Origin of the sequence: Paenibacillus radicis (ex Xue et al. 2023) (assembly GCF_024722015.1) — a bacterium.
GTDB lineage: Bacteria > Bacillota > Bacilli > Paenibacillales > NBRC-103111 > Paenibacillus_S.
In genome coordinates this window covers 34,632-60,047 of record NZ_JANQBD010000016.1, presented here as the reverse complement: position 1 = coordinate 60,047, position 25,416 = coordinate 34,632, and the positions used below count along the sequence as shown (strand labels likewise).

General features: G+C 44.2%; 24 protein-coding genes. 9 read left to right on the top strand and 15 right to left on the bottom strand.

Translation table 11 applies throughout. From position 1 onward, the window contains the following. The first annotated feature begins 30 nt into the window (after positions 1 to 30). Positions 31 to 2,349 (top strand): UvrD-helicase domain-containing protein, encoded by a 2,319-nt coding sequence (locus NV381_RS21290; protein ID WP_258215296.1) that lies wholly within the window; start codon positions 31 to 33, stop codon positions 2,347 to 2,349. 183 nt (positions 2,350 to 2,532) lie between these two features. Here NV381_RS21290 and NV381_RS21285 read toward each other — a convergent pair whose 3' ends face one another. From NV381_RS21285 to NV381_RS21270, 4 genes are all read right to left on the bottom strand, one after another. Beyond that, a complete protein-coding gene (locus tag NV381_RS21285; protein WP_258215295.1) occupies positions 2,533 to 3,498 on the bottom strand; it encodes an ABC transporter substrate-binding protein in 966 nt (321 codons plus the stop codon). A 22-nt stretch (positions 3,499 to 3,520) separates the two neighbouring features. Continuing rightward, a complete protein-coding gene (locus NV381_RS21280; protein ID WP_258215294.1) occupies positions 3,521 to 4,537 on the bottom strand; it encodes a FecCD family ABC transporter permease in 1,017 nt (338 codons plus the stop codon). Then, complete coding sequence (locus NV381_RS21275) at positions 4,538 to 5,473, bottom strand: FecCD family ABC transporter permease (RefSeq protein WP_258215293.1); 936 nt, start codon at positions 5,471 to 5,473, stop codon at positions 4,538 to 4,540. Between the two features lie 97 nt (positions 5,474 to 5,570). Next, positions 5,571 to 6,434 carry an ABC transporter ATP-binding protein gene (locus NV381_RS21270; protein ID WP_258215292.1) on the bottom strand — a complete coding sequence of 288 codons (864 nt, stop codon included), beginning with the start codon at positions 6,432 to 6,434 and terminating at the stop codon, positions 5,571 to 5,573. A gap of 240 nt (positions 6,435 to 6,674) precedes the next feature. Between NV381_RS21270 and NV381_RS21265 the strand changes: the two genes are divergently transcribed. Together NV381_RS21265 and NV381_RS21260 are read left to right on the top strand one after the other, a co-directional pair. Continuing rightward, on the top strand, positions 6,675 to 7,361 hold the full coding sequence (locus NV381_RS21265) for a Crp/Fnr family transcriptional regulator (protein WP_258215291.1): 687 nt from the start codon (positions 6,675 to 6,677) through the stop codon (positions 7,359 to 7,361). Positions 7,362 to 7,427: 66 nt separating this feature from the next. Then, complete coding sequence (locus NV381_RS21260; RefSeq protein ID WP_258215290.1) at positions 7,428 to 7,820, top strand: carboxymuconolactone decarboxylase family protein; 393 nt, start codon at positions 7,428 to 7,430, stop codon at positions 7,818 to 7,820. An 83-nt stretch (positions 7,821 to 7,903) separates the two neighbouring features. Here NV381_RS21260 and NV381_RS21255 read toward each other — a convergent pair whose 3' ends face one another. The 4 genes from NV381_RS21255 to NV381_RS21240 form a co-directional block, all read right to left on the bottom strand. Next, on the bottom strand, positions 7,904 to 10,396 hold the full coding sequence (locus NV381_RS21255; protein WP_258215289.1) for an S-layer homology domain-containing protein: 2,493 nt from the start codon (positions 10,394 to 10,396) through the stop codon (positions 7,904 to 7,906). A gap of 305 nt (positions 10,397 to 10,701) precedes the next feature. Further along, positions 10,702 to 11,685, bottom strand: a complete 984-nt coding sequence (locus NV381_RS21250; RefSeq protein ID WP_258215288.1) for an aromatic ring-hydroxylating oxygenase subunit alpha — start codon at positions 11,683 to 11,685, stop codon at positions 10,702 to 10,704. Positions 11,686 to 12,037: 352 nt separating this feature from the next. Beyond that, positions 12,038 to 12,802 (bottom strand): GTP pyrophosphokinase, encoded by a 765-nt coding sequence (locus NV381_RS21245; RefSeq protein ID WP_258215430.1) that lies wholly within the window; start codon positions 12,800 to 12,802, stop codon positions 12,038 to 12,040. A gap of 447 nt (positions 12,803 to 13,249) precedes the next feature. Next, positions 13,250 to 13,501: a PspC domain-containing protein gene (locus NV381_RS21240; protein WP_258215287.1), complete on the bottom strand. Its 252-nt coding sequence runs from the start codon at positions 13,499 to 13,501 to the stop codon at positions 13,250 to 13,252. 215 nt (positions 13,502 to 13,716) lie between these two features. On the opposite strand from NV381_RS21240, the gene NV381_RS21235 reads away from it, so the two are divergent. From NV381_RS21235 to NV381_RS21230, 3 genes are read left to right on the top strand one after another with little or no spacing between them, the layout of a single operon-like run. Beyond that, positions 13,717 to 14,415, top strand: a complete 699-nt coding sequence (locus NV381_RS21235) for a hypothetical protein (RefSeq protein ID WP_258215286.1) — start codon at positions 13,717 to 13,719, stop codon at positions 14,413 to 14,415. Further along, entirely contained in the window at positions 14,402 to 14,962 is a 561-nt protein-coding gene (locus NV381_RS38510; RefSeq protein ID WP_379365900.1) for an accessory gene regulator B family protein, read from the top strand. The genes NV381_RS21235 and NV381_RS38510 overlap by 14 nt, the downstream gene beginning before the upstream one ends. Then, positions 14,959 to 15,093 carry a hypothetical protein gene (locus NV381_RS21230; RefSeq protein WP_258215285.1) on the top strand — a complete coding sequence of 45 codons (135 nt, stop codon included), beginning with the start codon at positions 14,959 to 14,961 and terminating at the stop codon, positions 15,091 to 15,093. Before NV381_RS38510 ends, NV381_RS21230 begins: the two co-directional genes overlap by 4 nt. A gap of 80 nt (positions 15,094 to 15,173) precedes the next feature. Here NV381_RS21230 and modB read toward each other — a convergent pair whose 3' ends face one another. Beyond that, entirely contained in the window at positions 15,174 to 15,845 is a 672-nt protein-coding gene (gene modB, locus NV381_RS21225) for a molybdate ABC transporter permease subunit (RefSeq protein WP_258215284.1), read from the bottom strand. Between the two features lie 2 nt (positions 15,846 to 15,847). After that, positions 15,848 to 16,699, bottom strand: a complete 852-nt coding sequence (modA, locus tag NV381_RS21220; protein WP_258215283.1) for a molybdate ABC transporter substrate-binding protein — start codon at positions 16,697 to 16,699, stop codon at positions 15,848 to 15,850. A gap of 168 nt (positions 16,700 to 16,867) precedes the next feature. Here modA and NV381_RS21215 point away from each other — a divergent pair, with 168 nt between their 5' ends. Then, positions 16,868 to 17,812 carry a helix-turn-helix transcriptional regulator gene (locus tag NV381_RS21215; RefSeq protein WP_258215282.1) on the top strand — a complete coding sequence of 315 codons (945 nt, stop codon included), beginning with the start codon at positions 16,868 to 16,870 and terminating at the stop codon, positions 17,810 to 17,812. A gap of 96 nt (positions 17,813 to 17,908) precedes the next feature. Here NV381_RS21215 and NV381_RS21210 read toward each other — a convergent pair whose 3' ends face one another. Continuing rightward, positions 17,909 to 18,715, bottom strand: a complete 807-nt coding sequence (locus tag NV381_RS21210) for a helix-turn-helix domain-containing protein (RefSeq protein WP_258215281.1) — start codon at positions 18,713 to 18,715, stop codon at positions 17,909 to 17,911. A 115-nt stretch (positions 18,716 to 18,830) separates the two neighbouring features. On the opposite strand from NV381_RS21210, the gene NV381_RS21205 reads away from it, so the two are divergent. Both NV381_RS21205 and NV381_RS21200 read left to right on the top strand, forming a co-directional pair. After that, complete coding sequence (locus NV381_RS21205; protein ID WP_258215429.1) at positions 18,831 to 20,039, top strand: MFS transporter; 1,209 nt, start codon at positions 18,831 to 18,833, stop codon at positions 20,037 to 20,039. A gap of 205 nt (positions 20,040 to 20,244) precedes the next feature. Next, on the top strand, positions 20,245 to 21,228 hold the full coding sequence (locus NV381_RS21200; RefSeq protein ID WP_258215428.1) for an Ldh family oxidoreductase: 984 nt from the start codon (positions 20,245 to 20,247) through the stop codon (positions 21,226 to 21,228). A 240-nt stretch (positions 21,229 to 21,468) separates the two neighbouring features. Here NV381_RS21200 and NV381_RS21195 read toward each other — a convergent pair whose 3' ends face one another. From NV381_RS21195 to NV381_RS21180, 4 genes are all read right to left on the bottom strand, one after another. Further along, positions 21,469 to 21,888: a hypothetical protein gene (locus tag NV381_RS21195; protein WP_258215280.1), complete on the bottom strand. Its 420-nt coding sequence runs from the start codon at positions 21,886 to 21,888 to the stop codon at positions 21,469 to 21,471. Between the two features lie 293 nt (positions 21,889 to 22,181). Continuing rightward, the gene (locus tag NV381_RS21190) at positions 22,182 to 23,624 is read right to left on the bottom strand and encodes a DHA2 family efflux MFS transporter permease subunit (protein ID WP_258215279.1); all 1,443 of its coding nucleotides are present in this window, start codon (positions 23,622 to 23,624) and stop codon (positions 22,182 to 22,184) included. 96 nt (positions 23,625 to 23,720) lie between these two features. Next, on the bottom strand, positions 23,721 to 24,296 hold the full coding sequence (locus tag NV381_RS21185; RefSeq protein WP_258215278.1) for a TetR/AcrR family transcriptional regulator: 576 nt from the start codon (positions 24,294 to 24,296) through the stop codon (positions 23,721 to 23,723). A 232-nt stretch (positions 24,297 to 24,528) separates the two neighbouring features. Next, positions 24,529 to 25,272 carry an SDR family NAD(P)-dependent oxidoreductase gene (locus tag NV381_RS21180; protein ID WP_258215277.1) on the bottom strand — a complete coding sequence of 248 codons (744 nt, stop codon included), beginning with the start codon at positions 25,270 to 25,272 and terminating at the stop codon, positions 24,529 to 24,531. Positions 25,273 to 25,416: the final 144 nt, after the last annotated feature.

Below are 25,416 nucleotides of genomic sequence, written 5' to 3'. Positions count from 1 at the left end.
TGGCAATGAACAATGAAACAGGTGATCTTATTGAGCGAACCCCAATTTCACAAAGTCCCTCTGGGAGCAGGCAGTAAGACTATTCCATATGCTCCGATGGCAGAGCTTACAACCAGTACAGAAATCGTTACTGACGATGACAGCGATGCTTTCTTTTTCCGTGATTTAGAGATGCAAGGTATCCGGTTAAACGCACCTCAGATTCAAGCCGTCCGTCACTTCAATGGTCCTTTGCTGACATTAGCGGGAGCAGGTTCAGGGAAAACAACCGTCTTGGTATGCAGGGCAGCTTATTTGGTAGCCGTTCATCGCGTTGATCCCCGAAGCCTGCTGCTCGTTACTTTTTCCAAAAAAGCTGCCGAAGAAATGAAGGAGCGTATTTCGTCAATGCCTGGCTTGAACAACCAGCTTGCCGCTACTATTCAGGCACGAACCTTTCATTCCTTCTGCTTGCAAATCATTCGCACTCACGGCTTCGATCAGGAGATTATAACCAACACACGCTATCAGCAAATTTCCGTTAAGCGTATCCTTCTCGAAATGGGGCTGCAGGAAACGTATCAGCCGGAAGTGCTGCTTTCCCTGCTGTCTTCGTACAAAATGCAAATGATTGAGCTTAGCGAGTTACCCGATAGTACAGCCGAAGAGAAAGAATTAAAGCAAATTTTTCTCCGCTACGAGGAATGGAAAAAGGCCAGCCACCAAATCGATTTCGACGATATCCTGTTAAACTGCTACCATTTACTGAAGCAAAAGCCTGCTGCGCTGCGTTCACTTCAACAAAGATTTACCTACATTAGCGTGGACGAGTTTCAAGATACAAACCTGGTTCAGTATGAGCTGATAAAAATGGTCGGTTCAACGCATGAAAATCTGATGATTGTCGGCGACGATGACCAGACGATCTATTCTTTTAACGGAGCGCGCCATGAATTTATACTACAGTTCGATCAGCGCTTCCCAACGGCAAAAACAGTTACACTGGACATCAACTACCGCTCCACTCCCAGCATTGTGGGTCTCGGTAATGCCGTCATCCGACATAATAAGGAACGCAAGAAAAAGACGCTGCGCGCCACCAAACATAGTGAAGCTGCACCGCCGCAATATATAAGACCTTCAAACAGCGATGAAGAAGCCGAATGGATTCTTAGTCATCTGCTGCGTCAAGTAAACGAAAGCATACGAGGCTATGGGGATGCTGCTATATTGTACCGCTCAGCTAGCAACAGCCGGGCCATCATTGAGCAGTTTATTCTGCATAATATCCCTTTCATCGATTACGGTGATAAGGAGTCCTTCTACGAGCAGTGGATGGTCAAGCCAGTTATCGATCATCTTTCTCTTGCCTTGAACCGCCGCAGCTTTGAAGCCATTGAAGGCATACTTGGAACTCTCTATATTAATCGCGATCAGGGTATCCGAATCATTCAAGATCAAGAAGCCATTCAAGCCAAAAAGTGGCCGCTCATTCATCTGCTGGGGCTCCCCCAGCTTAAGGATTTTCAGAAGGAAAAGATCAAAGAACGCATCAAGCTGATTAAGTCCTTAGCTTCACTCAAGCCATTGAATGCCATTCAGCTGATCCGCCGCGACTTTTACGATTCCTTTCTGGAAACTAACAAGCAGAATAAGGTGACACATCAAAAGGAATTGTTAAAAGAAACATTGGACGAGCTGGAGTCCTCAGCCAAAAGATTCGATACGTTGGAATCCTTCCTGTCTTTTGTCCAAGAGGTAGTGGAGAAACGGCGAGACATGAAGCAGCAGAAGTCAGACAATCCGACCCATAAGGTGTCATTGATGACGATCCATAAATCGAAGGGGCTGGAATTTCCGGTAGTCTATTTGATCGGGGCTTGTGAAGGTAATATGCCGCATAGCTCGGCCTTGGATGTTAAGCAGATGAAAGATGTATTTCCTCGGGAAAATAGTCGTAATAAAGAAGCGGCTGCCCTGGAGGAAGAACGCCGACTTGCTTATGTAGCCATAACTCGGGCCAAGGATGATTTGATCATCAGTTCTCCAGCCTACTACCGCGGTAAAAAAGCAGATCCATCGCGCTTCCTTTTATCCGCTTTTCCTAAACCTAAGATGGATGCCAACAGTCCAAGTTCTACGAGCCGAACAACAACCACCACTCGGAAATCAACATTAGGAGGCCCCATTGTTCCTGCAAGGGATACCCCCACTGGAATTATTGAGGCTTGGATATGCACAAGCAGCCGTTGCAAAACCTGGCAGAGAATCACCTCGTCTACTGATGCAAAGCTTTCAACTAAGTCTTGTCCACTGTGCAAATCCTCAATGACTAAGGGCAGCAAGGATCTATCTGTACGAAATGAATAATAATGTACAAGAGGAGCTCTCTTAAAAGGGTATACCCAATAAGTAAAACCTCTGCCATGCACAAAAGAACCTTCAACCCGCTAAAAGGGATCGAAGGTTCTTTTGCAACCAACCATATAAGGACAAATCCGAGGCTCATTCTCCTAAACCGGCTTTGGAATAGCCCCACTTTTCTGCCGCAGCTTACTTCGCGAATATTTTTTCCGCATCATCCATCGCCATTTTGGCGCCCATTGCCGAATAATCGAGCCATGGCTGTTCTGGAACTACGTAGATGTGGTTCGCTTTTACCGCCTTTAACCCTTGCCAAATCGGGCTTGCTTGCAGCTGCTGGTACAACTTCTGTGCTCCATCCTCTTTATTGAGAACAATGAAGATGGCATCCGCATCATAATCAGGAAGCACTTCCTGAGAAATCACTTCAAATGCTTTATCTTTACTTATTTTATCGACACCTTTGGCCGGCTTTAAGCCCATGTCTTCGTATAGGAGCGGTCCTATTGGACGTCTTGTACTAAAGACGCGCAATTCTTTGGCAGTAACACGTACGGCCATTACGGTTCCGTTACCGATTTTATTGTTCACGAGCGCTTTTACACGTTCTGTCTGAGCTTGATAAGCTTTGACGAAATCATCGGCCTGTTGTTCGCGATTAACAAGCTTCCCGATTTTTTTCACCTGATCCCGCCAAGTCCCATCATCCAGATTAAATACTTCTGTTTTCGCGATTTTTTCATATTTGGCAATATCTTTTCCCGCGTACTGCTGGTCAAGGTAGATCACCTCAGGCTTAAGTGAAAGCAACGTCTCCATATCGGGATCTGTTACTACACCGAGTGGTTTTGTATTTTTCAATCTATCAGCCACATGAGGCAGGAACGCCTTCAAATCTCCGCCGATAACGGAGCCGACAGGAGTAATACCAAGAGCAAGCAGGTCATTGGTCAAATGTATAGATACCGAAGCGATTCTAGGCTCCTTGCCGGCTGCTGCTTTATCCCCGCTTGGTGCCGCAGGCTGAACAGCTGTGCTTGGCTGGGAGGCTGTGCCCTGCTGAGGTGATGCCGCTGGTTGCGGCGCCTTTTCACCGCATGCCGATACAATAAGAATAGACATAATGGTCAGTAAAATGAATAAAGTCTTTTTCATAAATGATCCCCTTAAATTAGTTTTATTTGGTTTTGCGAAGTAAATACAGAAAATAAGGTGCGCCCACTGCTGCTACAACTATACCGGCCGGTATTGCATTGGGTTGGAAGATAGATCGTCCTATCGTATCCGCAACCACCAATATAACCAAACCGATGAGACCCGAGATCGGCAGAACGTGCTGATGCATCGGCCCTACAAGACGGCGTGCCAGGTGAGGGGCAACCAAGCCTATGAAGCCGATTCCTCCCGCCATGGATACACTTGCGCAGGATAATGCTACAGCAGCGGCTAACAACTGCAGCCTCCGCCTGCGTACAGAAGTTCCTATACCCGTTGCCAATTCATCTCCCAGTGTGAACGCATTTAATGCTTTGGATTGAAAAAACGCATACGGGACAAAAATCGCAATCCACGGAAGCAAAGCATACACATGGATCCAGTCCCTCCCCCAAACATTTCCGACCAGCCATCTTGAAGTGAAGGCATACGTTTTTTCATCAAGCCTCAATGATAAAAAGAGCGTAATGGCGCTAAAACCCGCCGCTACAGCAATTCCAATTAAAATTAACCGCACAGGCAGCAAGCCCTTATGACGGTCGTTGGCTAACCAAACAATCAAACAAGCTGTCACTACACCGCCCGCAAAAGTAAACATTGGAATCAACAGGGCAGCATTACCCGTCATGGATTGAAAATAGGTCACAAATACAATAAGACCAAACGAAGCCCCTGCATGGATACCCAGAATACCCGGATCTGCCAGAGCATTGCGGGATAATCCTTGCAGTATGGCTCCGGATACACCCAAGCCAATTCCAGCTAACATCGTAATTACAATACGGGGAAGTCGATAGTCGAATAGCACTAGCGTATTATCAGCGCTGCCATATCCGAATAAGGTTTGGAGCACATCTGTAGGGGGAATCCGAATCGTACCTGTATTTAGGCTGATAACAATGACACTGAAGCAGATAAGCAGCAGAATGCAGCCCACTTTAACCGCTTTCTTCCCTCTGACATGCGTGAGATGGTTCATCTACAAGCTCCTCCTTTCTTTATGAGCCAAATAAAGAAAGAAAGGAACACCAACAAGCGCAACCATTACTCCGATGGCAAGCTCCCGCGGCGGATTAACCATACGTGCTCCCAAATCGGCCAAAACCAGCAGAACAGCGCCTAATAGAGCAGACACCGGAATGATGAACCGATAATCGACGCCAACCAGCTTGCGCGAGATATGTGGAATGACCAGACCCACAAATCCAATCGAACCAACAGCTGATACCGATACACCAGCCAAAATCAACGCCGCCGTCATGCCGAGAGCTCTTATTCGTCTTGTTTTGACACCCAGATTGGCAGCTACCTCGTCACCCAATGAAAGCAACGAAATGGACCGTCCCAGCACCAAGGTCCCTAGGAAGGTAACCGCCAGGATAGGTACCAGCAGCTCCAAATGAGACCACTTTACACCGGAAACACCTCCTGCGTACCAAAAGGCCAAGTCCTGGCTCAAATCATAATAAATCGCCACACCGGAGCTGAGTGAATGCAATAACGCTGCGACTACGGCACCCGCTATCGTTAATTTTAAAGGCGTTAAACCGCCAGCTGAGCTTGATCCAAGCAAAAAGATGAATAAAGCGCTGAGCGCAGCCCCAGCAAACGAAAGCACCATCAGTGCGGAGTACGGCAAATTCGGCAAAAACGCAAAACTAAGCGCCACGACAAACATAGCGCCCGCATTAATTCCCAAAATCCCTGCATCAGCCAATGGATTGCGCGTCACTCCCTGCATTAATGCACCCGAAACCGCAAATGCTGCTCCAATCACGGCCGCTCCTATTACTCTCGGAAGCCGCAATTCATGAATAATCTGATGTGTTGTCAATGCCGGATTATAATGGAGGATTGCTGTCCATACCGTCTCAAGCGTCATCTCTTTGGCACCGAAAGATATGGCTATAAACATGGAAATCAACAATCCAATTACAGCCACGATAAGAACTAGGCTTAGAATCGAAATGTTAGTAGGGGATATAGAACTTTTCTTCTTAAGGTCCATCACTTTAAGCCTTTGCAGAGATTAGCTGCTGCTCAGACCGAGGCTCTTCCGCAACGATTTTATGGGGATTGGTGACCGGAATGGAGCCAGCCAGCTCGTAGGGTAAGCAAAGAGGAACGCCCGTGCGAGGATCGGGGTAAATATCCGCCTCAATGCCGAATACCATACGAAGCACTTCCTGTGTCATAACCTGCTCAGGCGATCCTTCGCTTACTACTTGACCACGCTGTATAGCTACCATATGCTGGGCATAACGGCTTGCATGATTCAAATCATGAACCACCATAATGATAGTACGCCCTTCTTGGGCGTTCAATTTCTGCAGCAATTTCAAAACTTCGAGCTGATGCGCCATATCCAGAAAAGTAGTAGGCTCATCGAGAAACAGGATATCCGTCTTCTGTGCCAGAGCCATGGCAATCCAGGCACGCTGGCGCTGTCCTCCGGAAAGCTGGTCAACCGGGCGATCATGGAAGTCAGTCATCCCCGTTACTTCAACTGCCCATTGGATAACCTCTCTATCCTCTTTGCTAAGGGAACCGAATCCCTTCTGATGCGGAAACCGTCCATAGGACACGAGCTCGCTCACCGTCAAACCGTCCGGTGCCGTAGGATTTTGCGGCAATATAGCCAGCTGCTTAGCAACTTCTTTGGTCGTTTGTTGATGAATGGATTTGCCGTCCAGGAATACTTGCCCGCCTCTGGGCTTAATAATCCTTGCCATGGATTTTAGAATCGTTGATTTGCCGGAGCCATTGGAGCCTACAAGAGCGGTTATTTTGCCGATGGGAATAGATAAATTCAAATCTTTAACTATTAAAGCGTCGTCATAGGCGACATCCAACTTTTTGGTAAATAAGCCGGTCATCAACAAATCCCCCTAGTCTAAGCATGCTTATGTATTAACTCATTATTTTTAAACAAACTTCATCCGAGTATAGTGAAAATGATAATTATTATCACAACTTAGATTTTATATCCCTTATCCATCGATTGTCAATGAAAAACATTCTCACTTATTAAACAGGACCATCCTAAATTAACAGGATATCCCACTTGCAAAGAGAATGTTTAAATCACAACACCTCAACAAACCAAGGAGACCGATATGGACAACACTCGCATCCAGCAGATCATCCACCTATTCCCCTGCTTTTCATCACTTTCTGAGCATGATTGGCAAGCTTCCGATATCGTTACTGTCGATTCATCTACAAAGCATTCTATAATAGAGGGCCACCTGCTCCAGCATGCCCTTTTTATTCTGCAAGGCAGCGTCCGAATTTATAAAATGAATCCAATGGGCAGAGAGGTATCACTCTATCGCATTCAAGGTGGAGAGTGCTGCTCCTTAATGATGTGCAGTATATTGGGAGAAACGGAATACGAAGCTTCGGCCGATGTGGAAGCCACTACAGATATTCTCATCATACCGATCTCCCTATTCAAGCATTGGCTGGATCAACCTCAACATAAACCGCTTAAACAATTTATTTTCAAACAAATTGCCCGGAAGGTAATTGATGTCACCCAGCTTCTTGATGATATTGCATTCAAAAGCATCCATCACCGGCTTGCCGATTTCCTGATACATAGAACATCTGACGGCTCGAAGCATTTGACCATCACGCATGAGCAATTGTCTTCTGAATTGGGAACCGCTCGCGAGGTTGTAAGCCGTACCTTGAAGGATTTCGAGAGAAAGGGCGCATTGCGATTGGGAAGAGGCCGAATTGAACTTATTAATCCACCATTGCTGGAACAAATTTTAATTAATGTAACTAAGTCACGGTAACCCTCTGCCGCTCCCTCTATAATCAAAAGTGAAAGCAGATTTCATTTTTCCAAGGAGGGAAACCCAATGAGTTCATATTACGACAAAACAGATCTTCAGCGAATTCCTGAGCTAGTAAAGCTAGCTCCCCATGCTTCGGCAGCTTTTTTTGCCTTCGAGCAGGAAGTGTACCACTCATCCTCCATATTGCCCGTGAAAATAAAAGAGCTGATTGCTATCGTAACCGCCCATATTACCGGCTGCCCTTATTGCATTGATGTACATGTCCGCAAATTTAAAGAGCTCGGAGGAACCATGGAGGAAATTGTCGAAGCCTTGCTTACTGCTGCCTCCACAAGAGCGGGTGCCATTCTAAGCCATGGGGTTCACGCTATCAAAGCTTTCGAGGCGTACCCAGGTAAAGAACCGGCATCAAGCGTTCAGCAGCAGCCCGATTCTTCACCTTCATGCTATTGTTAAATGCTAGGGATCGAACAAAAAAAAGGAGCTCCCCACCTGCTTGGATGGAGGAGCCCCTTCTCCCTATATCAATGTATTCACTATTAGTAATTCAATGTAACAATGCACCATGACCGCTGAAGAGTAGGCGACACCAGCTCGATACTGAAGCTTTGCAAATTTTTCTTCGAATAGTCGAAGGAGCCGTCGGCTTTTTTAGCATGAGGCTCATAATGAATCCGGAGCTGGTCATCTATCCAAATCTTATCTTTCGCCGCCTCGTCTTTCACACTCCACTTCGGTGGATTCTTGTCTTCCGTATCTACGATCACCTTCATTTTCAGCAAATCCAAATTATTTGTGAAATCCTTCATCTTGTTATCACTCGTGTTCTGATATTTGTATCCAAACTGATCTGTCGACTGAATAAAATATCTGAAAAACTGACTTTCATCCTTCGTATCCTGGCCATTATTATCTCCGAATTTTAGAAACTCCCACACATTAGGTTTGCTTTCCAAATAATCGGAGCCTTTGATTTTTTCAATCGTCCCATCGAGCTTGCGGATTTCATACACGGTATTTAGATTAAAGCTAAGCGCAATGTTTTTTAAGGCTACCGCTTTCGTTGCCGGCTCCGCATACTCGATACTTAATTGTCGTTTCGTCAATTTCTTGACTCCATTAGGAGTTTGGAAGGTTACATCGATATCGAATAAATCCATGGGTTGAATGCCATACACTTTATAGACGGGAATGTCAGCTACATTAATGCCTGGGGCGCCAATGAGCGTATCCTTTTTATTCGCAGTAATACTTTGAACGATGGATATCGGCTTGTTGGAGTCATCTTTTAGCACCTTGGTAATATCAATTCTTCGGTTTTTATCATCTGTAGCTATGATATTGACTTCTTTGCCATAATACGAATATTTGGCGTTCAGTGTGGCGATATCATCCTCGCTGCTTAGCAGCTTGCGTTCAAACAAATATTTACCGGCTGCAAAATGCGAACCATTCACATCTACCTCATAAGTCATTTTGGGGTCCAGGACTTTCCAGTTATAAACCTTCAAGCTACTCGCTGCTGAGGCGATCTCTTGAGCTGTATTTTTATTAATGACAGTTGCAGTAATTGTATATTCGGAGCCCGCAGGGCCTACCGGCTTATGATTAGGCTTGAACATAAACTTATTCATATCCCCGCCTTGCTCTATGGGAAGCTTCCAGCTTTGCACATGTTCTGCAGCATCCAGCTTCTGCTCATCCCATGGAGTGGTAAATATCCCTCCTGCACTTTGCAGGCCAGGCTCACCGGAAATCCTTTCAAGCTTATAATTAATCATATAAGAGCTGCTGTCCAAAGAAGAAGCTGCATTAAATATCTTCCCATACTGATCCTTCACATTAAATATGAAGCTTTGGGGCTGGTCATTCTCAGCGAGTACAACCATTTCCTTGGAATTGACCTCTATGCTTGTCGGAATACGCATGGCTTTTACTTGAGTCGTATGGGTTACAGCCGCATCATTGATATGAGTTAGCTTGGCACTAACTGAAGCGTCTCCTTCAGCCGTTACTTCTTTTATTACAACTTTGCCGAGTCCAACCGAGCTTTGTCCGATGGCAGGATTATCTAACACAATGCCCCCGGAAGCAGATACTTCAATATAACCATTGCTGTACAAGGTTTCGATCTGGCTGGCGCTAAACTCATAGTTATTAGGCCCACCCACTTTTAATCCTATGACTGGCGGCTGCCACACTGTAGATATTCTGCCGTCAGCGTCGTAATATTTATCCCCTACGCTCAGGGTAGAGGTTTTGTCCATATCCAGCTGGATACTTGTAGGCAATACGGTAATACCCGCAGGCAGCGCCGTACTCGCGGCTGCTGTTGTGCCACCAGCCACTGGAGTCACCGCCGTCTGAACGGCTCGTCTCGCTTCGAAGCTGGCGAGTGCCAATGTTTTGCGAGTCGATGCGACTTTGCCGCCGAAGCTCCCTACAGCCACTTGAGTCATAAGCTTGTTCTCAAGCGCCAGCGTAATGTATCCCTTCGCCCAGTCATCCACAGTACTGTCAGAAGTCGGAGTAACCCCTGCATCCTTCCATTTGAGCCCGCGAATCAAGAATGCCGCCAACTCCTGCCGGGTAACAATACCCGATGGGTTATACAGCTTTCCTTCCTCATCGACACCATTGGTGAGTCCAGCCGCTTTTAACGCCTCGATAAAGGGCAGCGCATAGCCATTAGCCGGATCATCGGATCGGACATCCGTAAACGAGCTTTTCATGAGAGCTTTATTAATGGGCAATGCAAAAATAATGGCAGCAACCTTGGCAAATTGGGCACGATTCATTTTATCATCCACACCAAATACAGTATCGGAAACTCCATCAAAAACATGGTCCTGAAGCAATACATCAAGCTTGTCCTTCACCTCTTGCGGGAGGCCTTTTAAATCTTTGAAATCCTCCGATTTCTTAACCAACGAAGCCTGCTTGGCAGGTACTTCTGTATTTTCAGCAAGAGCAACCGGACTTAAAGACACGGCAACTAGAACCACCGATAATAGCGATGATAACCACTTCATTATCCATTCACACTCCTATTCAGAAATTTAAAAGATTCACAGTAACCATTATACGTTCAAAAACAGTAGGCATTATAAGCGCTTTCATGCAAATTATTAGGTTGATACTATCTTTATTACGATATCTATTGAAAATATAAAGAGCGCCATGGACGGCGCCCTGCTGCTACTCCTTATGAAGAGGCTTGAATTCCCTCTTTTCTGCTAATAAACGATACTTTTGACCAATTTGCTCAATCGTTGCTATTCATAACTTCTCACCCAATGGAACAGAGGCGTTTGTCGGGTTCCCAGTCAGGCATCCATTAAGCCGTTCCCATGGTAACGCCTAATTCGGCAAGCCATTTTCTGTAAGCTATCGATAGCTGATCGGATTTCAAGCTTAATTCAGCCTGCAGATCCAGCGGGAGCTCCTCCGGCTTTTGATTTTCCAGGATGATAATATCCTGATTCATAATTTCATCATTCGTTCGAATGTAGGCTTCAATATCTCCGGGATTGAAATTAATAGCATGAACCGTATAGGTTACAGAGGTCTGAGCATCGACAGGATAAGTAATCATCAAAATGCACATAACGTTACCTGCACCGAAGCTTTTCTTTAAATAGGCAGTAAGAGGGCGGTAAGCCTCTTTTACATAGATAATCGGGATCAGGCTGCGATCGGTTGAATCGAAAGCATATTCAAGCATCGTCACTTCATCGGTAACCAGCCGATCTTCAATCCGATTCACTTTATAGCTTGGAATTTCCGAGTATTCCGGACTGCTAAGAATTCCCTGATGAACCCACATTAAATGCGAATAATCAAGGAAGTTTTCAATCACCCGCGGCCCGCTGCAATTGACACGATAGGGGCCGAAGGTATACGTAGAGAAGCCGGGATCTGAATAAGGTTGAATATTAGGGATAGGCTTGACAGGTGAGCCTATGCACACCCATATCAAGCCGTATTTTTCTTCGCATGCATATACTTGAGCTTTCGCTTTTAAGGGGATAGTCGCTTCTTTGGATTGAGCAGGTATACAAACACAATTTCCATGAGCATCATACTGCCAGCCATGATATGGACATACGATCGTATCATTCTGAATGGTACCAATAGACAAAGCGGAGCCGCGATGAATGCATAGATCTTTAAATGCGTGTACGCCTTTACTTGTTCGGAAGACAACAACGCGCGCTCCCATAATGATGACTTGAACAGGTTTATCTTTCACTTCTTCACTCTTTAATACAGCAAACCACTCATTCACGAGAACCTCATCCATCATTATCGACTGCTTCATCTTACCTGCCTCCTTCAAAATAATTATGTTAGTTTAAAGAAAGTCACATATATATCAAAATAACTAACACGTCAATAAACAAAAAAAACTATAGAATCGGCATCCATAAGATTACCGGTTCCATAGTTAGGAAATACAATTTCCCCGCATAAAACCTTTGTACTACAAGAGTTTCATACGAACGGTCGAATATTGAATTATTCAAAGCATAATGGAATAAACCGCTTTTTGTCAATAACTCCTTGCTGCTGTTTCTTGCAACAAAACAAAATTTCAGACTTTTTCACAAAATCTATGTTATGTTTTATTACACGTGCACAAATCAGTTTCTTGTTTGAATAGTTGAGTCTCTTTATTGGCCCAACTTGCTGTTTCCATTATCGATGAGCTCCAGCAGCCCCTTAGGCAGCGCAAACTGCTGATTATTAATGATGATTCGATTCAATGCTTCATCGGACATCTCCGCTTGCTCCTCTTTGATTTCCTCTATTTCTTTATGAAGACGCTCCATTTGCTTGTCCAGAGCAGATGCAGCATTTGCAGCCTCTTTTAATTCTTCTAGAAGCCGCGCCGGTACCGTCTGTTTGCTCAGGTTGTACTTGTAATAGATTTTATGTTCCAAGCTTGCCCAAAAATCCATCGCAATCGTTCGAATCTGAACCTCCATGCATACCCGTTCTTGTCGATCAGACATAAAAACAGGTACCTCGATCAGCAAATGAAGGCTTTGATAACCGTTCGGCTTTGGATTCTTGATGTAGTCCTTTTCTTCCAGGACATTAAGGTCGCTTTGATTTTTTAGCAGCTCACTGATCACGTAAATATCCGATATAAACGAACAAGTGATCCGCAATCCGGCAATATCCTTAATATGGTTTCTAATGCTGGGGAACGAAATGTCGCCCCCCTTTCTATAAAGCTTGTTGAGGATGCTTTCCGGAGACTTTAAACGAGATTTGGTATGCTCTATAGGATTGTATTCGTGTAAAAACTGGAATTCTTCCACTAGAATTTCAATTCTCGTTTCCATTTCATCCAGAGCAAATTTATACATCATCATGAATCGGGTTATTTCATTTTTAAACTGTTTTATTTGATTTATTGGAAGTTGGATCATCACGTTGGTTCCTTCCTTACTTCATATCATATTTTCTTCAACTAACTGCATTTTAACACTCGTCTTTAGTTTAAAGTACTTGAACGGTTTGATGCAAATTCTGCGGTTCAACATTTGGGTCGACGGTCCCAAAATGCTGCTTTCACTAGTCATTAAAAAGACCATCCACACGCCTTATGGCTGAGAATGGTCGTTTACTGTGCACTGTGCCGTCAATCCCTTACGAATAGTTAACAGTCTGCTATTGGAAATCTGATGTGGATATCTCGTTCTGTGGATATGTTGGCAAATGTCTTGAAACTTATACACAACAAGGTTTTTATTGCTGTGTATACTGTGCATAAATCTGTGGATATATTTTGTAGCAAAGCTTCGTTATTCCTTCACCTTGTAAGCTGTTCCACCATATGAACCTCATCTGCTGCAACCGCGGCAGCATGGATCGAGTTAGATTGAATGATAGGACTGTACATAGGATTGCTTGGGGATTAACAAGCTTGCGATGAAATATACAATCACGGTTGTTCCAAAGCTGCATAGACCTGCAATAATCATCAACAACCTCACTAGAGTAGGGCTAATTCCGAGAAATTCCGCTATTCCTCCGCATATGTGATGCCAGGAAAACAGACCGGCGGCGGTTCTGAAGCCCAGACTCCAGACGGGGGAGCACACAATCTCAGGTCGGGTTAAGGCCATTTCCAGCTTCCCCCTCTTATTCCAGATCATATGATTAGGAGTCTTCTGGTTTGTAAAAACCAGCTAATCCAGTAGTTGGTAAAAAGCAGTATAAAGAGTGCATTGCCCAATAATAAGGACAATATCCCTATACAAAACAGTAAATTTTCACTAGTGAATTTTGTCGAATATGATATATTAGTATTATATTTATTCCTAGAGGCGGGTGAATTCGTGTGAATATCACTATAAATATCTTTTTTTCATTTATAGAATTTCTTGCAGGTATTACTTTTGTGAACGCTTTATTCCGTATTCCAAGATACCTCGATCCGAGACGAATAAAAGCATTAAGTATCTCACTTATTAGCGCCTGCATTTCGGGTTATATAAATACGTTCTGGCAAAATCCGCTGGCAAGTATTTTTGTAATTATTCTTCTTTGGATCATATCCTTTGCTGTTATTTATCACATTACGATATGGTTAAGCACACTTATTGGGATACTATCAGCAATGGTTGGTGTAGGACTTGAGTTTGCTGCCTATTTAATTGGAGATTTGCTTCAAGGCCTAACTAATCACGTACTTTCAGATACTGAAAGAAATATTTATTTATTGGGCGTATCGGCCATAATATTTCTAGTTGCTTATTTCTTAGAAAGCAGGAAATTAGGTTTAGTCATACCCAAGATGTTTTCGAAACCTACATATAATAAGCAATTTCTGCTTCTTTCCTTCTTATTACTGACCGGATTACTTATATTAATCATTACGAGCACCATGTATTCTACCAAAGTTGGAATTCTCCATATTATTATTGCATTATCACTTGTATTTACTTCCTATATTGTTGTATATTTGGCCTATAGGTATAATAGAAAAGTCCTAAATGATAAATACAAACGTTTAGGAGATAACCGTGAACATTATTGATAAATTATCGCTCCGTATCGCTGAGTACTCCGTCAAGCACAATCCGAATTCATATTCTTTGGAAGTTACCTCTTTTTCTTTTAAAATTTTTTTCAATATGGTACTTACTATACTATTCACGCTGCTAGTCTGTTTTTTTACGGGAGAACTAAAAACAGCCGTTATAGTAATAATCTCTGTTATGCTCCTAAGAGTAGTAAGCGGTGGAGTCCATTTGGCGTCAGGTCTTGGCTGTAGTATTTTGACCGCTGTCATTTTCCTGATCCTGTCGCATGTACATATAGCAGCTTTGCCTGGTATCTTTATTCTTCTTCAAGGACTTTCCGTTATATTCCTATATCTCTATGCACCCAAAAATATTAAGCGCTTTTTTCGTTTACAACCACACAACTTTAGACATCTAAAGTGGGTTGCTATAGCAATGGTAGTACTAAGTTCATTTTTATACTCCTACACCATTGCGTTAACATTCTTTTTTCAAGCTCTTTCCATTACCCCTTTATTTGAGAAACTATTCTTAATTTTTGAAAGGAGGGAAAACTCATGAAAAAGCTTATGTTGTCTTCAATCCACTTTGTTACTTTGGCAGTTGTATCTCTTGTTGGCGTAGGAATTAACAGCTGGAGCTATTATTCTCCTGAATTGCCTAAAGAACTCGAAGAGAAATTCAGCAATTAAAAGCCTTTCATATGGCATAAAAATAACGCATCCATCCTGCAAAGGATGGATGCGTTATTTATTTTATATTTTCTAGTTAATCAATTCTTCGCTTTGCGGTTTACAATCAGCAACAATACCATAGAGATGAAGATAATGGCTCCTGCCCAGTACCAAGCGAGCGTCTGGTTTCCGGATTCAACTGCAATATAGATGGCTGTAGGCAAAGTTTGTGTTTTATGAGGGATATTTCCTGCTATCATGAGCGTCGCGCCAAATTCCCCTAACCCTCTTGCAAAACCAAGTATGTACGCCGCGGTAACCGAACGCCACGCCAAGGGCAAGGTTATATATCGTGCAACCTGCCACTCGTTGGCTCCCATCGACCTTCCTGCATCTTCCAGATAACTATCGACGGAAGCGAGTCCCGTCTTCATCGTTTGATACACCAAAGGAAAAGCTACTACAATCGAGGCGATCACAGCAGCCCCCCATGTGAAAATGATAGACTGAGCAAAAAAAGTTTCCATTAGCTGCCCGATCCAGCTCTTTTTCCCAAAAATAACTAGAAGGATAAATCCGACAACCGTCGGGGGCAGCACCAAGGGCAATAGAAAAATAGTTTCTACTAACGTTTTTCCTCTAAAGCTTCTGCGAGACATCGCCCACGCCAATAATCCACCAAACAAAAGAACAAATACGCTGGAAACGACAGCAACCTTTAAGGAAAGCAGAATAGGGGAAAAAAACTCATTCCAGTTGATCGGCTCCATACTTATTTAGGGACAGTAAAGCCATATTTTACAAATACATCCTGCGATTCTTTACTTTGTAAATAGGTGTAGAAATCAGCGGCTTCCTTACTATGCTTGGTTGATTTTACAATACCTGCAGGGTATTCAATGGGTGTGTACAGCTTGGAATCCACACTAAAAGCTACTTTAACCTTTTTGGAGGTCAGCGCATCTGTTTTATACACAAAACCGGCCTCTGCATTCCCAGACTCTACATAGGTAAGCACTTGGCGCACATCTTTGCCTTGTACGATTCTAGGTTGAAGCGAATCCCACAGCTTGCTGCTGGTCAACGCCTCTTTAGCATAGCTGCCGGCAGGAACGGTCTGAGGTTCACCCACCGCTAAATGTTTGATAGCTTCGTTGGTTAAATCTTCTATCTTTTGAATGGCTATTTTGCCATCATCCGGTGTAACGACAACCAATTCATTGATTAAAAGATTTTTTTGCTGTGAAGCGTCAATCAGCTGCTTGTCAACGAGGGTTTTCATATTTTTCGTAGCTGCAGATAAGAATAAGTCCGCTGGAGCTCCTTGCTCGATTTGCTGTTGCAAGGCACCTGAAGCTCCAAAGTTAAAATTCAGCTTAATTTGTTTGTTTTTGCCCTCGTAATTGGTTTGAATCTCTTTTAACGCATCGGTTAAGCTGGCTGCCGCCGATATGGTGAGCTCCACCTTTTCAACCGGTGCTGATGGCGTTGGTTGAGATACAGGTGCCGGTGCCGGTGGCGGGCTTGCTGGGGTTTGTTCCTTGGGGCTGGCACAGCCTGAAAATAAAATAGATGCCACAGAGAACACCAACAAAACATGGTTAAACTTACTCAAATTCAACATTCATTCTCCTCCGAATCTAAAATAGATATATTTATATATAATTAGAACTAATTAGTATTTCCATTATTATATAAAACCATCTTCTTTTAGTAAACAATAAGGATTGAAATACATAATCCATCGGCTTATGATAGATTATATTGGATCAAGCCCCTCTGGAGGACGACAATGACAGCTGACATTTCCTATACAACCGAAGAAATTTCCAAGCTTTTAAAAATTTCCAAGCTTACCGTATATGATCTCATAAAAAAAGGCGATCTTCCCGCCTATCGTGTCGGCAAACAAATGCGTGTAGACGCCTCGGATCTGGATGCATATAAAACACGCGCCAAAAGCGGCCAAATCTACGTGCCCAAAGCCGATACGGCTGTACAGCAGCAAATGCAGACAAGGCCAAATACAAAAAATTCTCTTGTTATTACCGGCCAAGACGTTAGCCTTGATATTCTAGCTAAACACCTGGAGAGAAAAGTACCCTACTATAGACCGCTCCGTTCTTATGTAGGGAGCCTTGACAGCTTAATTTCAATGTATAAGGGTGAATCCGATATTGTCAGCACTCACCTTCTCGACGGGGACACAGGTGAATATAACCTTCCCTATATCCGAAAGCTGTTAATAGGCTCCACTTATCTGGTTGTAAATCTTGTGGCAAGAAGGGCCGGACTGTATGTGGAGCAAGGAAATCCTAAACAGCTGTACGGCTGGGCCGATCTTAGAAAGCCCGGACTGCGGCTGTCAAATCGTGAGAAAGGCTCCGGCGCACGTGTTCTGCTCGATGAGCAGCTTCGTCTCCATGGAATTTCACATCAATTGCTAGATGGTTATGAGCAAGAAGAATCGAATCACATGGGCGTGGCAGGGAAAGTCGCCTCCGGTGAAGCCGATTTCGGAGTAGGTATTGAAAAAGCTGCCTATATGGTAGGGGCTGTTGATTTTATACCGCTTATCCAAGAACGGTACGACCTTGTGATGTTAAAAAAACCGGAAAACCTTGAATGGATTGAGAAGGTGAAGGAAGTATTGCAATCGGCGGCCTTCCATAATGAGCTGCGCCCTATTCAAGGCTACGACTTATCACAGACAGGACAGGTCTTGTTCGAAACCTGATTTTCAAACGAACATTAAAGAAGCTAACCCGCTGCTAAAGCCGGTTAGCTTCTTCATCTTTATTTCTCCAAACCAACTCATTGCCTACCCTGCATTTTAGTTGAAGGAGTTTCGAAACTGCTCAGGTGTGGATCCGACCGCTTTCACAAAAGCTCTGTAAAATTGACTGACGCTTGAAAAGCCCAGGCTAAGGCTGATGTCCGTAATAGACATGCCTGATCTTTGCAGCTTCAGCTTGGCCTCGTCCATCCGCAGCCGGAGCACGTATTGATACGGAGTCACGCCGAATGCCGCTTTAAAGGATCGGATAAAATGATAACGGCTTTGCAGCGCTATAGAAGCAAGCGTATCAATCTCGACCTCATTCGTGTATTGTGCATGGATATATTCCAATACATTTCCCATAAACGGATCGGTGCTGACCAAGGAGGCTCGTTCGATAAGATCCGTATTGCTTTTATGATTTCCGGAGAGTGCACCGTATAAATAATAAAGCACCTGTGACTCCATCTCTTCTTGCGCCAAACGATCTGTAGGATCGTAAGCCAGCAGCGCACTCATCCATTTGCGGAACTTTTCACTCAGGAAGGAAGGGTCGAACTGCTGCCGCAGGGCAAATTCAATCTCCTCGCTTCTGGCAAGCTCCTTCAGGCTGTTTTGGTTGATTTTAAAAACAAGTACGCTCGACTGCGTCCCTATCTCGAAATAATGATGATCCTGAGGATGCTGTACAAGCCCGCTCCCATCAACCAGCCTGTAATTTTTGTTTTCCTGCGTCAACAAGCATGATCCATAAATCGGGATGGTAATCTGATACTCGTTATCATGGAAATGCGGGAGGTTGACGAACTCCCCTTCAATACGCCATAACTCTAACTGTGGCGTGGTTATTTGAACGATCATTTGCTCTCACCCTTTTTCATTATATCAAAAATTGCGTTTTTTCGGAGCAATAATTGCGAAGACAACCCACCCTTGGCTTCTATAAGATGGGAAGAAAAAGAAAAAGGTGATCATGATGTCTCAACCCGCAACAGCCGGAACAGCCAAACAAGCTGCCAATGTGATGCTGATCGGGGTCAGTTTAGCGCATTTGCTGAATGATGCAATGCAGTCCGTTGTTCCTGCCGTATTCCCGATTTTTCAGAAATCGATGCAGCTCAGCTTCGCCCAGATCGGTTGGATTGCGTTTACCCTCAACTTGACCGCATCGGTGCTTCAACCGCTAATCGGGTATTATACGGATCGTAAGCCAATGCCGATCTTGCTGCCATTGGGCATGGTATTTACTCTGCTTGGCATGATAGGTCTTGCTTTCTCCCCTGGTTTAGCGATGCTGATTATTTCTGCCGCTTTCATCGGTGTTGGCTCCTCGGTGCTGCATCCCGAATCCTCACGCGTAGCTCACCTTGCAGCAGGCAAAGGCAGGGGGCTCGCGCAATCCATCTTTCAGGTCGGAGGCAATACCGGTCAGGCACTCGCACCTCTGATGGTTGCATTTATCCTGACTTCGCAGGGGCAGCTTGGATTTCTATGGTTCACCCTGCTTGCCGTTGCAGGCATTATCATTCAATGGAATGTGAGCCGATGGTACGGTGAGCAGACCCGTTTGTTGCATAGAGCGGAACGGCGTACCTCTACTAATAACGACCAAACGCTATCCAAAGGCTTTGTATTTTTCGTGCTGAGCACCTTGATCGTCCTGCTGTTTTCCAAGTTCGTTTATTTGGCAAGTATGACCGGGTACTACTCATTTTATTTCATGGAGCAATATCAGCTGCCGCTGGAAAAGGCCCAGATCTCCCTGTTTGCTCTGCAATTCGCTGGAATGGTCGGCACTTTACTGGGAGGTCCGCTAGCTGACCGTTTCGGCAGAAAAAAAATCATCTGGTTTTCGATTCTCGGAACGGCGCCATTCTCCATATGGCTGCCTTACGCTAGCCCAACTGGATCGTTCTTATTATGCTTAGCAATCGGCGCCATCCTGATGTCAGGCTTCTCCGTCATTATCGTGTACGCACAAGAAATGCTCCCAGGCAAGGTGGGAACGATAGCCGGTCTGTTTTTCGGGTTGTCCTTCGGCATGGCCGGACTTGGCTCAGTCGTACTCGGCTGGCTGATAGATCAGACTGGAGTTGCCTTTATGATTCAAATATGTGCCTTCCTTCCGCTGCTTGGCTTATTCGCGCTTCTGCTGCCTAAAGATTCCAAGCTGATGCGTCAATAAATCAACACATGTTCATTTCTTCGATACGATTCAGCTTAACGGGTCTATCTGCGAAAAAAGGTATTAGGGCGCAGCGTTCAGTGGAAACATTCGTTAATTATTACAATATGGGCTCACGATGGATTGTCTGCGCTAAGATATTTCCATGATATAATTATAAAAACGTGTATTTACATGTATAGAAGGAGATTCAGCCGGGGGCGTGATGAAATTAATGCGATATGATCTTAACAGTGCAAGAGAGTTGGCTATACGTGTGTGTGTTGCCGCTGGTGCAAGCAAAGCGATGGCAATCTCTCTGGCTGAAGCAACTGTCGCTGCGGAATGTTCGGGTCGGAGTTCGGTTGGATTTGCTCATCTTCCCGACTATCTGGACGGTTTTTTGTATGGTCGCATTAATCGCATAGAAGAGCCTGTGATCTTCTTTCCAGCCCCTGCTCTTATTCAAGTCGATTCCAAGGGGGGTATCGCCCAACTTGGTTTTGATCGTGCATTCGAAGAATTGCTAATACGGGCAAGCACTTATGGTGTAACCGTATTTTCGTTACAAAACAGCTATACGGCTGGAGAGTTGGGCTATTACGTAAGGCGGCTTGCCCGTAAAGGATTGGTAGCACTGGCTGCGACCAATGGATCTGCTTTAATGGCTGCGGGACAGAGCAGCGAGGCTGTTTATGGCACTAACCCGCTCGCATTCGCTGCGCCTGTCGACAACAGGGCACCCTTGGTTATCGACCAAGCATCTAGCGCCACGGCGTTTGTCAATATTCGGCGGGCGGCAGAGCGGGGGGAGATGATCCCCAAAGGCTGGGCCATCGATGGGAAGGGACAAAACACAATGGATTCGCGTGAAGCGATCAAGGGGGCTTTGCTTGCTTTCGGGGGTGCTCGTGGTGCTAATATCGCACTTATGGTTGAAGTACTCGCCGCAGGTACGACAGGTGCGAACTGGTCACTTGATGCTCCATCCTTTGAGGATGGGAGTCGCTCGCCTGGTGTAGGCCTGTTCATTGTGGCCCTGAATCCCGAACTACTCGTTCCCGGTTTCTCCGCTCGAATGGCGTCACAGATCGAACGCTTGTCCTCCAAAGGTATTCATGTCCCCGGAGGCAGCTGTACTGAGGATGAAATTGAAATCGACCTTCCGTCTTCACTTGTTGCTACCCTTGAGAAATATTGTTTGCATTAACGAAGCATTTTTCTGAACCCGCTTCCTCCAAAACGGCTGAGGGGCTGTTGCTTTTTCACTATCGTTGTGTAGAAAACCAGTTTCCTCTGAACGAAAAAACTTGCCGTCATTTATAGTACGATTCAGCATATCATATTGGAGGCAAAACTTTTAGGGCACCCATTAATGGGTGCCCTAAATCATGGAAAGGGTTCATTACTCTGAACCGTGGTTAGTCAAAACACTTTACCGAAAATCTTTTTACTCCTCAGTTCCGGAGGTTGAAGCATCTTCGAAATAAGTGAACTCCCAATCCTTCTCAACAGCATCATATGTTGTTGCGTCTACGAAGTATGGAATATCGGAGAATGTAATTTCAACCTCTTTACTTTCGCCTGGGGCCAAGTGAACGGAAACCCCAGTGGCAGTCAGTTCGTATGCTGCTGTATCCCCTGCATCGTTGCCTAATGTCAGATCGATAACTACTTTATCGACAGTTTCAATACTTTTATCGCCAGTATTTGTAGCTTCAACTTTAAGAGTAAACACATTGTTTTCATCATAGGATACGCCTGTTGCTTTAAAGTCCATGGATGCATCGGCGAAAGCAACTGCGGATGTGCCAAAAATGGACAAGCTCAAGAGTCCGGCTAATGCTATTTTTTTAAAAGTGTTTTTCATGTAATTTCTCTCTCCCTGTGATATATTAGTAACTCCTTTGAACTTACTAGCTTGCTATCCGTTGTTATAAACTTGCTGCTTTAAAGACGACATTCTCTATACACTTCACTCCTTATCCAAACCATAGCGGGTGCAAGATTTTTGTGCACAATTGGAGAATATCATAGCAAGTTTAAAAACAGTTTAAAAAAATGCACCCCGAACCCGTTGCAGCCGAGCGGCGGATACAATGGCCCTTCCCGAACGTTAGTATAAACGAGCAAGAATGCATGGAGAGGCATAATGAAGCGGACTTAGGGCCGGCTTGTGGTTTGAACTCGCTTAATAAATAGAGCAGCAATCAAACCGGCAATGGAGACCGACATCACGAAAATAAAAACATTTTGGACTCCGGAAGTCAGTGCTTCTGAAATCGAAGAAGGATCCTTTGGATTCAGCATATTTTTCATAAAGCTTTCCTGACCAGCCGTCATGACACTTACAGCAACCGCAGTCCCAATAGCTCCAGCAATTTGCTGCATCGTATTCATAACTGCTGTTCCATCCGGGTATAGCTCACGTGGAAGCTGATTCAAACCATTTGTTTGCGCAGGCATCATAACCATCGATATACCGAACATCAGAATGCAATGAAGCAGAACAACCAAAGTAATGGTAGAAGCTGTAGTTAAAGTTGAGAAAAACCAGAGCGCCACCGTTATAACAATAAGCCCTGGAATAACCAGCCACTTAGGTCCATATTGATCAAATAACTTTCCGGTAATGGGTGACATAATTCCATTGATAACACCACCTGGAAGCAAGATCAAACCCGTTGCTAACGTAGATACGGCAATTCCAGCCTGCAAATACATCGGTAAAACCAGCATGGAAGCTAGTATGATCATCATAGATACAAAAACAACTATTAAACCAATCGTATACATAGGGTACTTAAAAACCCGCAGGTTTAACATCGGTTGCTTCATAAGCAATTGTCGAATTGAAAACACTATAAGAGCCAAGACTCCCACGATTATGGATAGGATAACCTCTGAATGCCCCCAGCCCCCCGAACCTTCACCTGCTCTGCTGAATCCAAAAACAACGCAACCGAAGCCGATAGTAGAGAGCATAATGGATAACCAATCAACCTTAGGCTTGGTCGTTATAGACATGTTCTGCATATAAACGATTCCAGTAAATAGAGCAATAGCCAAGAATAATACCGAAATCCAGAAAATCCAGTGCCAGCTTAGTGCCTGTATTAGAAAACCCGCGGCAGTTGGTCCGACTGCGGGCGCAAACATAATTACAAGACCAATCATTCCCATAGCGGCCCCCCGCTTTTCAGGAGGAAAAATAACTAATATGGTGTTGAACATTAACGGTAACATGATCCCTGTCCCAATTGCTTGAATCACTCGCGCTGTCAATAACACTTCAAAATTCGGAGCCATCGCAGCAACCAAACTGCCGATTATGGAGAAGCCGAGCGAAGTTAGAAACAGCTGTCTTGTCGTAAATCTCTGGATAAGAAATGCTGAGATGGGAACCAGAATCCCCAAGGTCAGTAAGTAACCTGTCGTAAGCCATTGTATAGATGCAGAAGTAACATTAAACATTTTCATCAAGTCCGATAACGCAATATTTAAGGCTGTTTCACTAAATAATCCAATAAATCCACTAATAAGAAAAGCAATTAATATAGGGATAACACGAATCTTCTTCTGCGTTTCTTGCTTTTGGGAATTCATAAACACTGCTCCACTCCAATATACCTTTTATTTATCTATATACTTAAAAATAAGTAGATCGTTCTATATAATTTAAACAAAGAAGCCTTACACAAGTTATCTCCTTAAAAGTGTAAGCACATGCTCAGCGACTTGCAGCAGCGGTTGATTGTCTTGTCGGGTAATTGTTAATATGGTAGCTCCCTCCATCATACTGATAATAACCATACCTAAGCTATGAGCCTTCTCTTCTGAAAATCCCTCCTCCATCAATTTCTCAGCAATCATGGCATTCCAGTCTGCAAACACGAGCTGGCATTCATTTCTTAACGCACTGCTCACCGTAGAGGTCTCAGCGGCAACCCAAAAACCTAATGGGAGGAAATTTTCATACCCATCTCTATGAACATCTATTGCCAAATTTCTAATAAAATTTTGAATTCCTATAATAGAACTCTCATGTTTTGAAAAGTTTTCCTTAAATTTATTCATCAGAAGATTACGGATATGCTTGATACACTCAAGAGCCAATTCTTCTTTTCCCTCAGGAAAATAGTAATAAAGAGAACCCTTGGGAGCTCCACTTTCTTTGATGATCTGATTCAGGCCAGTACCATGATAGCCCTGAGTTACAAAAAGTCGAGACGCGGTAGCTAAAATATTATCTCTAGAGCTTTGCTTTTGACTTACCATTGTTCCACATCCTTTTTGATTATACCAATCGGTCTATATAATAATAGCTCGATTTTTTATTTAATGTCAACAAGAAGCAGCAAAATGAGATGAAACAATACCGTTCGTTCACAACAGCCTAACTGGAAAAAACCCGCTCACCGAACGGGTTTAATAGCATGGAGGTGAGCCTTTGCGTAGCCAATCCACAATTATTGTCGCGCCTTGAGAAAACGGTGAGGCAGTCCTCGTTTTATTGAGCCGTGTAGCCGCCATCTACGAGAAGGCTGGTGCCTGTAATGAAAGACGCGTCATCACTCGCAAGAAAAAGCACAGCCCTTGCAACCTCCACCGGCTTTCCAAGCCGACCGATTGGATGCAGACTGATGAGGTGCTGGTTAACAGCCTCATTCCTTCCTGCAATCAGAGGGGTATCTATATAGCCAGGGCAAATGGCATTAACGCGGATACCTTCTTTAGCATACGTGATTCCCAAGCTTTGCGTTAGCAGCTTGACTCCACCTTTGGCGGAAGCATATGCGGTTACTCCGCTTTTGCCCACATGGCTATGTATCGAACCGCAATTCACGACCGCCCCGCCCGTGCCTTGCGCCAGCATTTGTTCAATTGCATATTTGTCACAAAGAAAAACTCCCGATAGATTGATATCGATTGTTTTTTGCCACTGTTCATAGGACAGCTGATGAGCTGGCGCATCATTTGCGATGCCTGCGTTGGCAAACAGAATGTTTAGCTTGCCATACTTTTGGACGGTTTCGTGAACCATGGCTTGAACATCCGCTTCTTTAGTAACATCTGTTTTTACAAATAAGGTATCATGGCCCTGATCGTTAAGCTCTCGCGAAACTTGTACGCCACGATCAGAGAAATCAGCAATGACTACTTTAGCTCCCTCTGCCGCGAATAAGCGCACCGTCTCTTCCCCGATTCCGCTCGCTCCACCAGTAACAATAACTACTTTATTTTGAAATCGCATCCGAATACCTGCCTTTTCTCATTTGCCTTCTAGCGCATTATTTAGCACCTTCCTCTATAATTAGTAATTATTTGAATAATCATTCATGAAAAATCGGCGGCCCTCCCCATAAGCCTCACAGGCATTTCTCGTGGCAGATTAGAA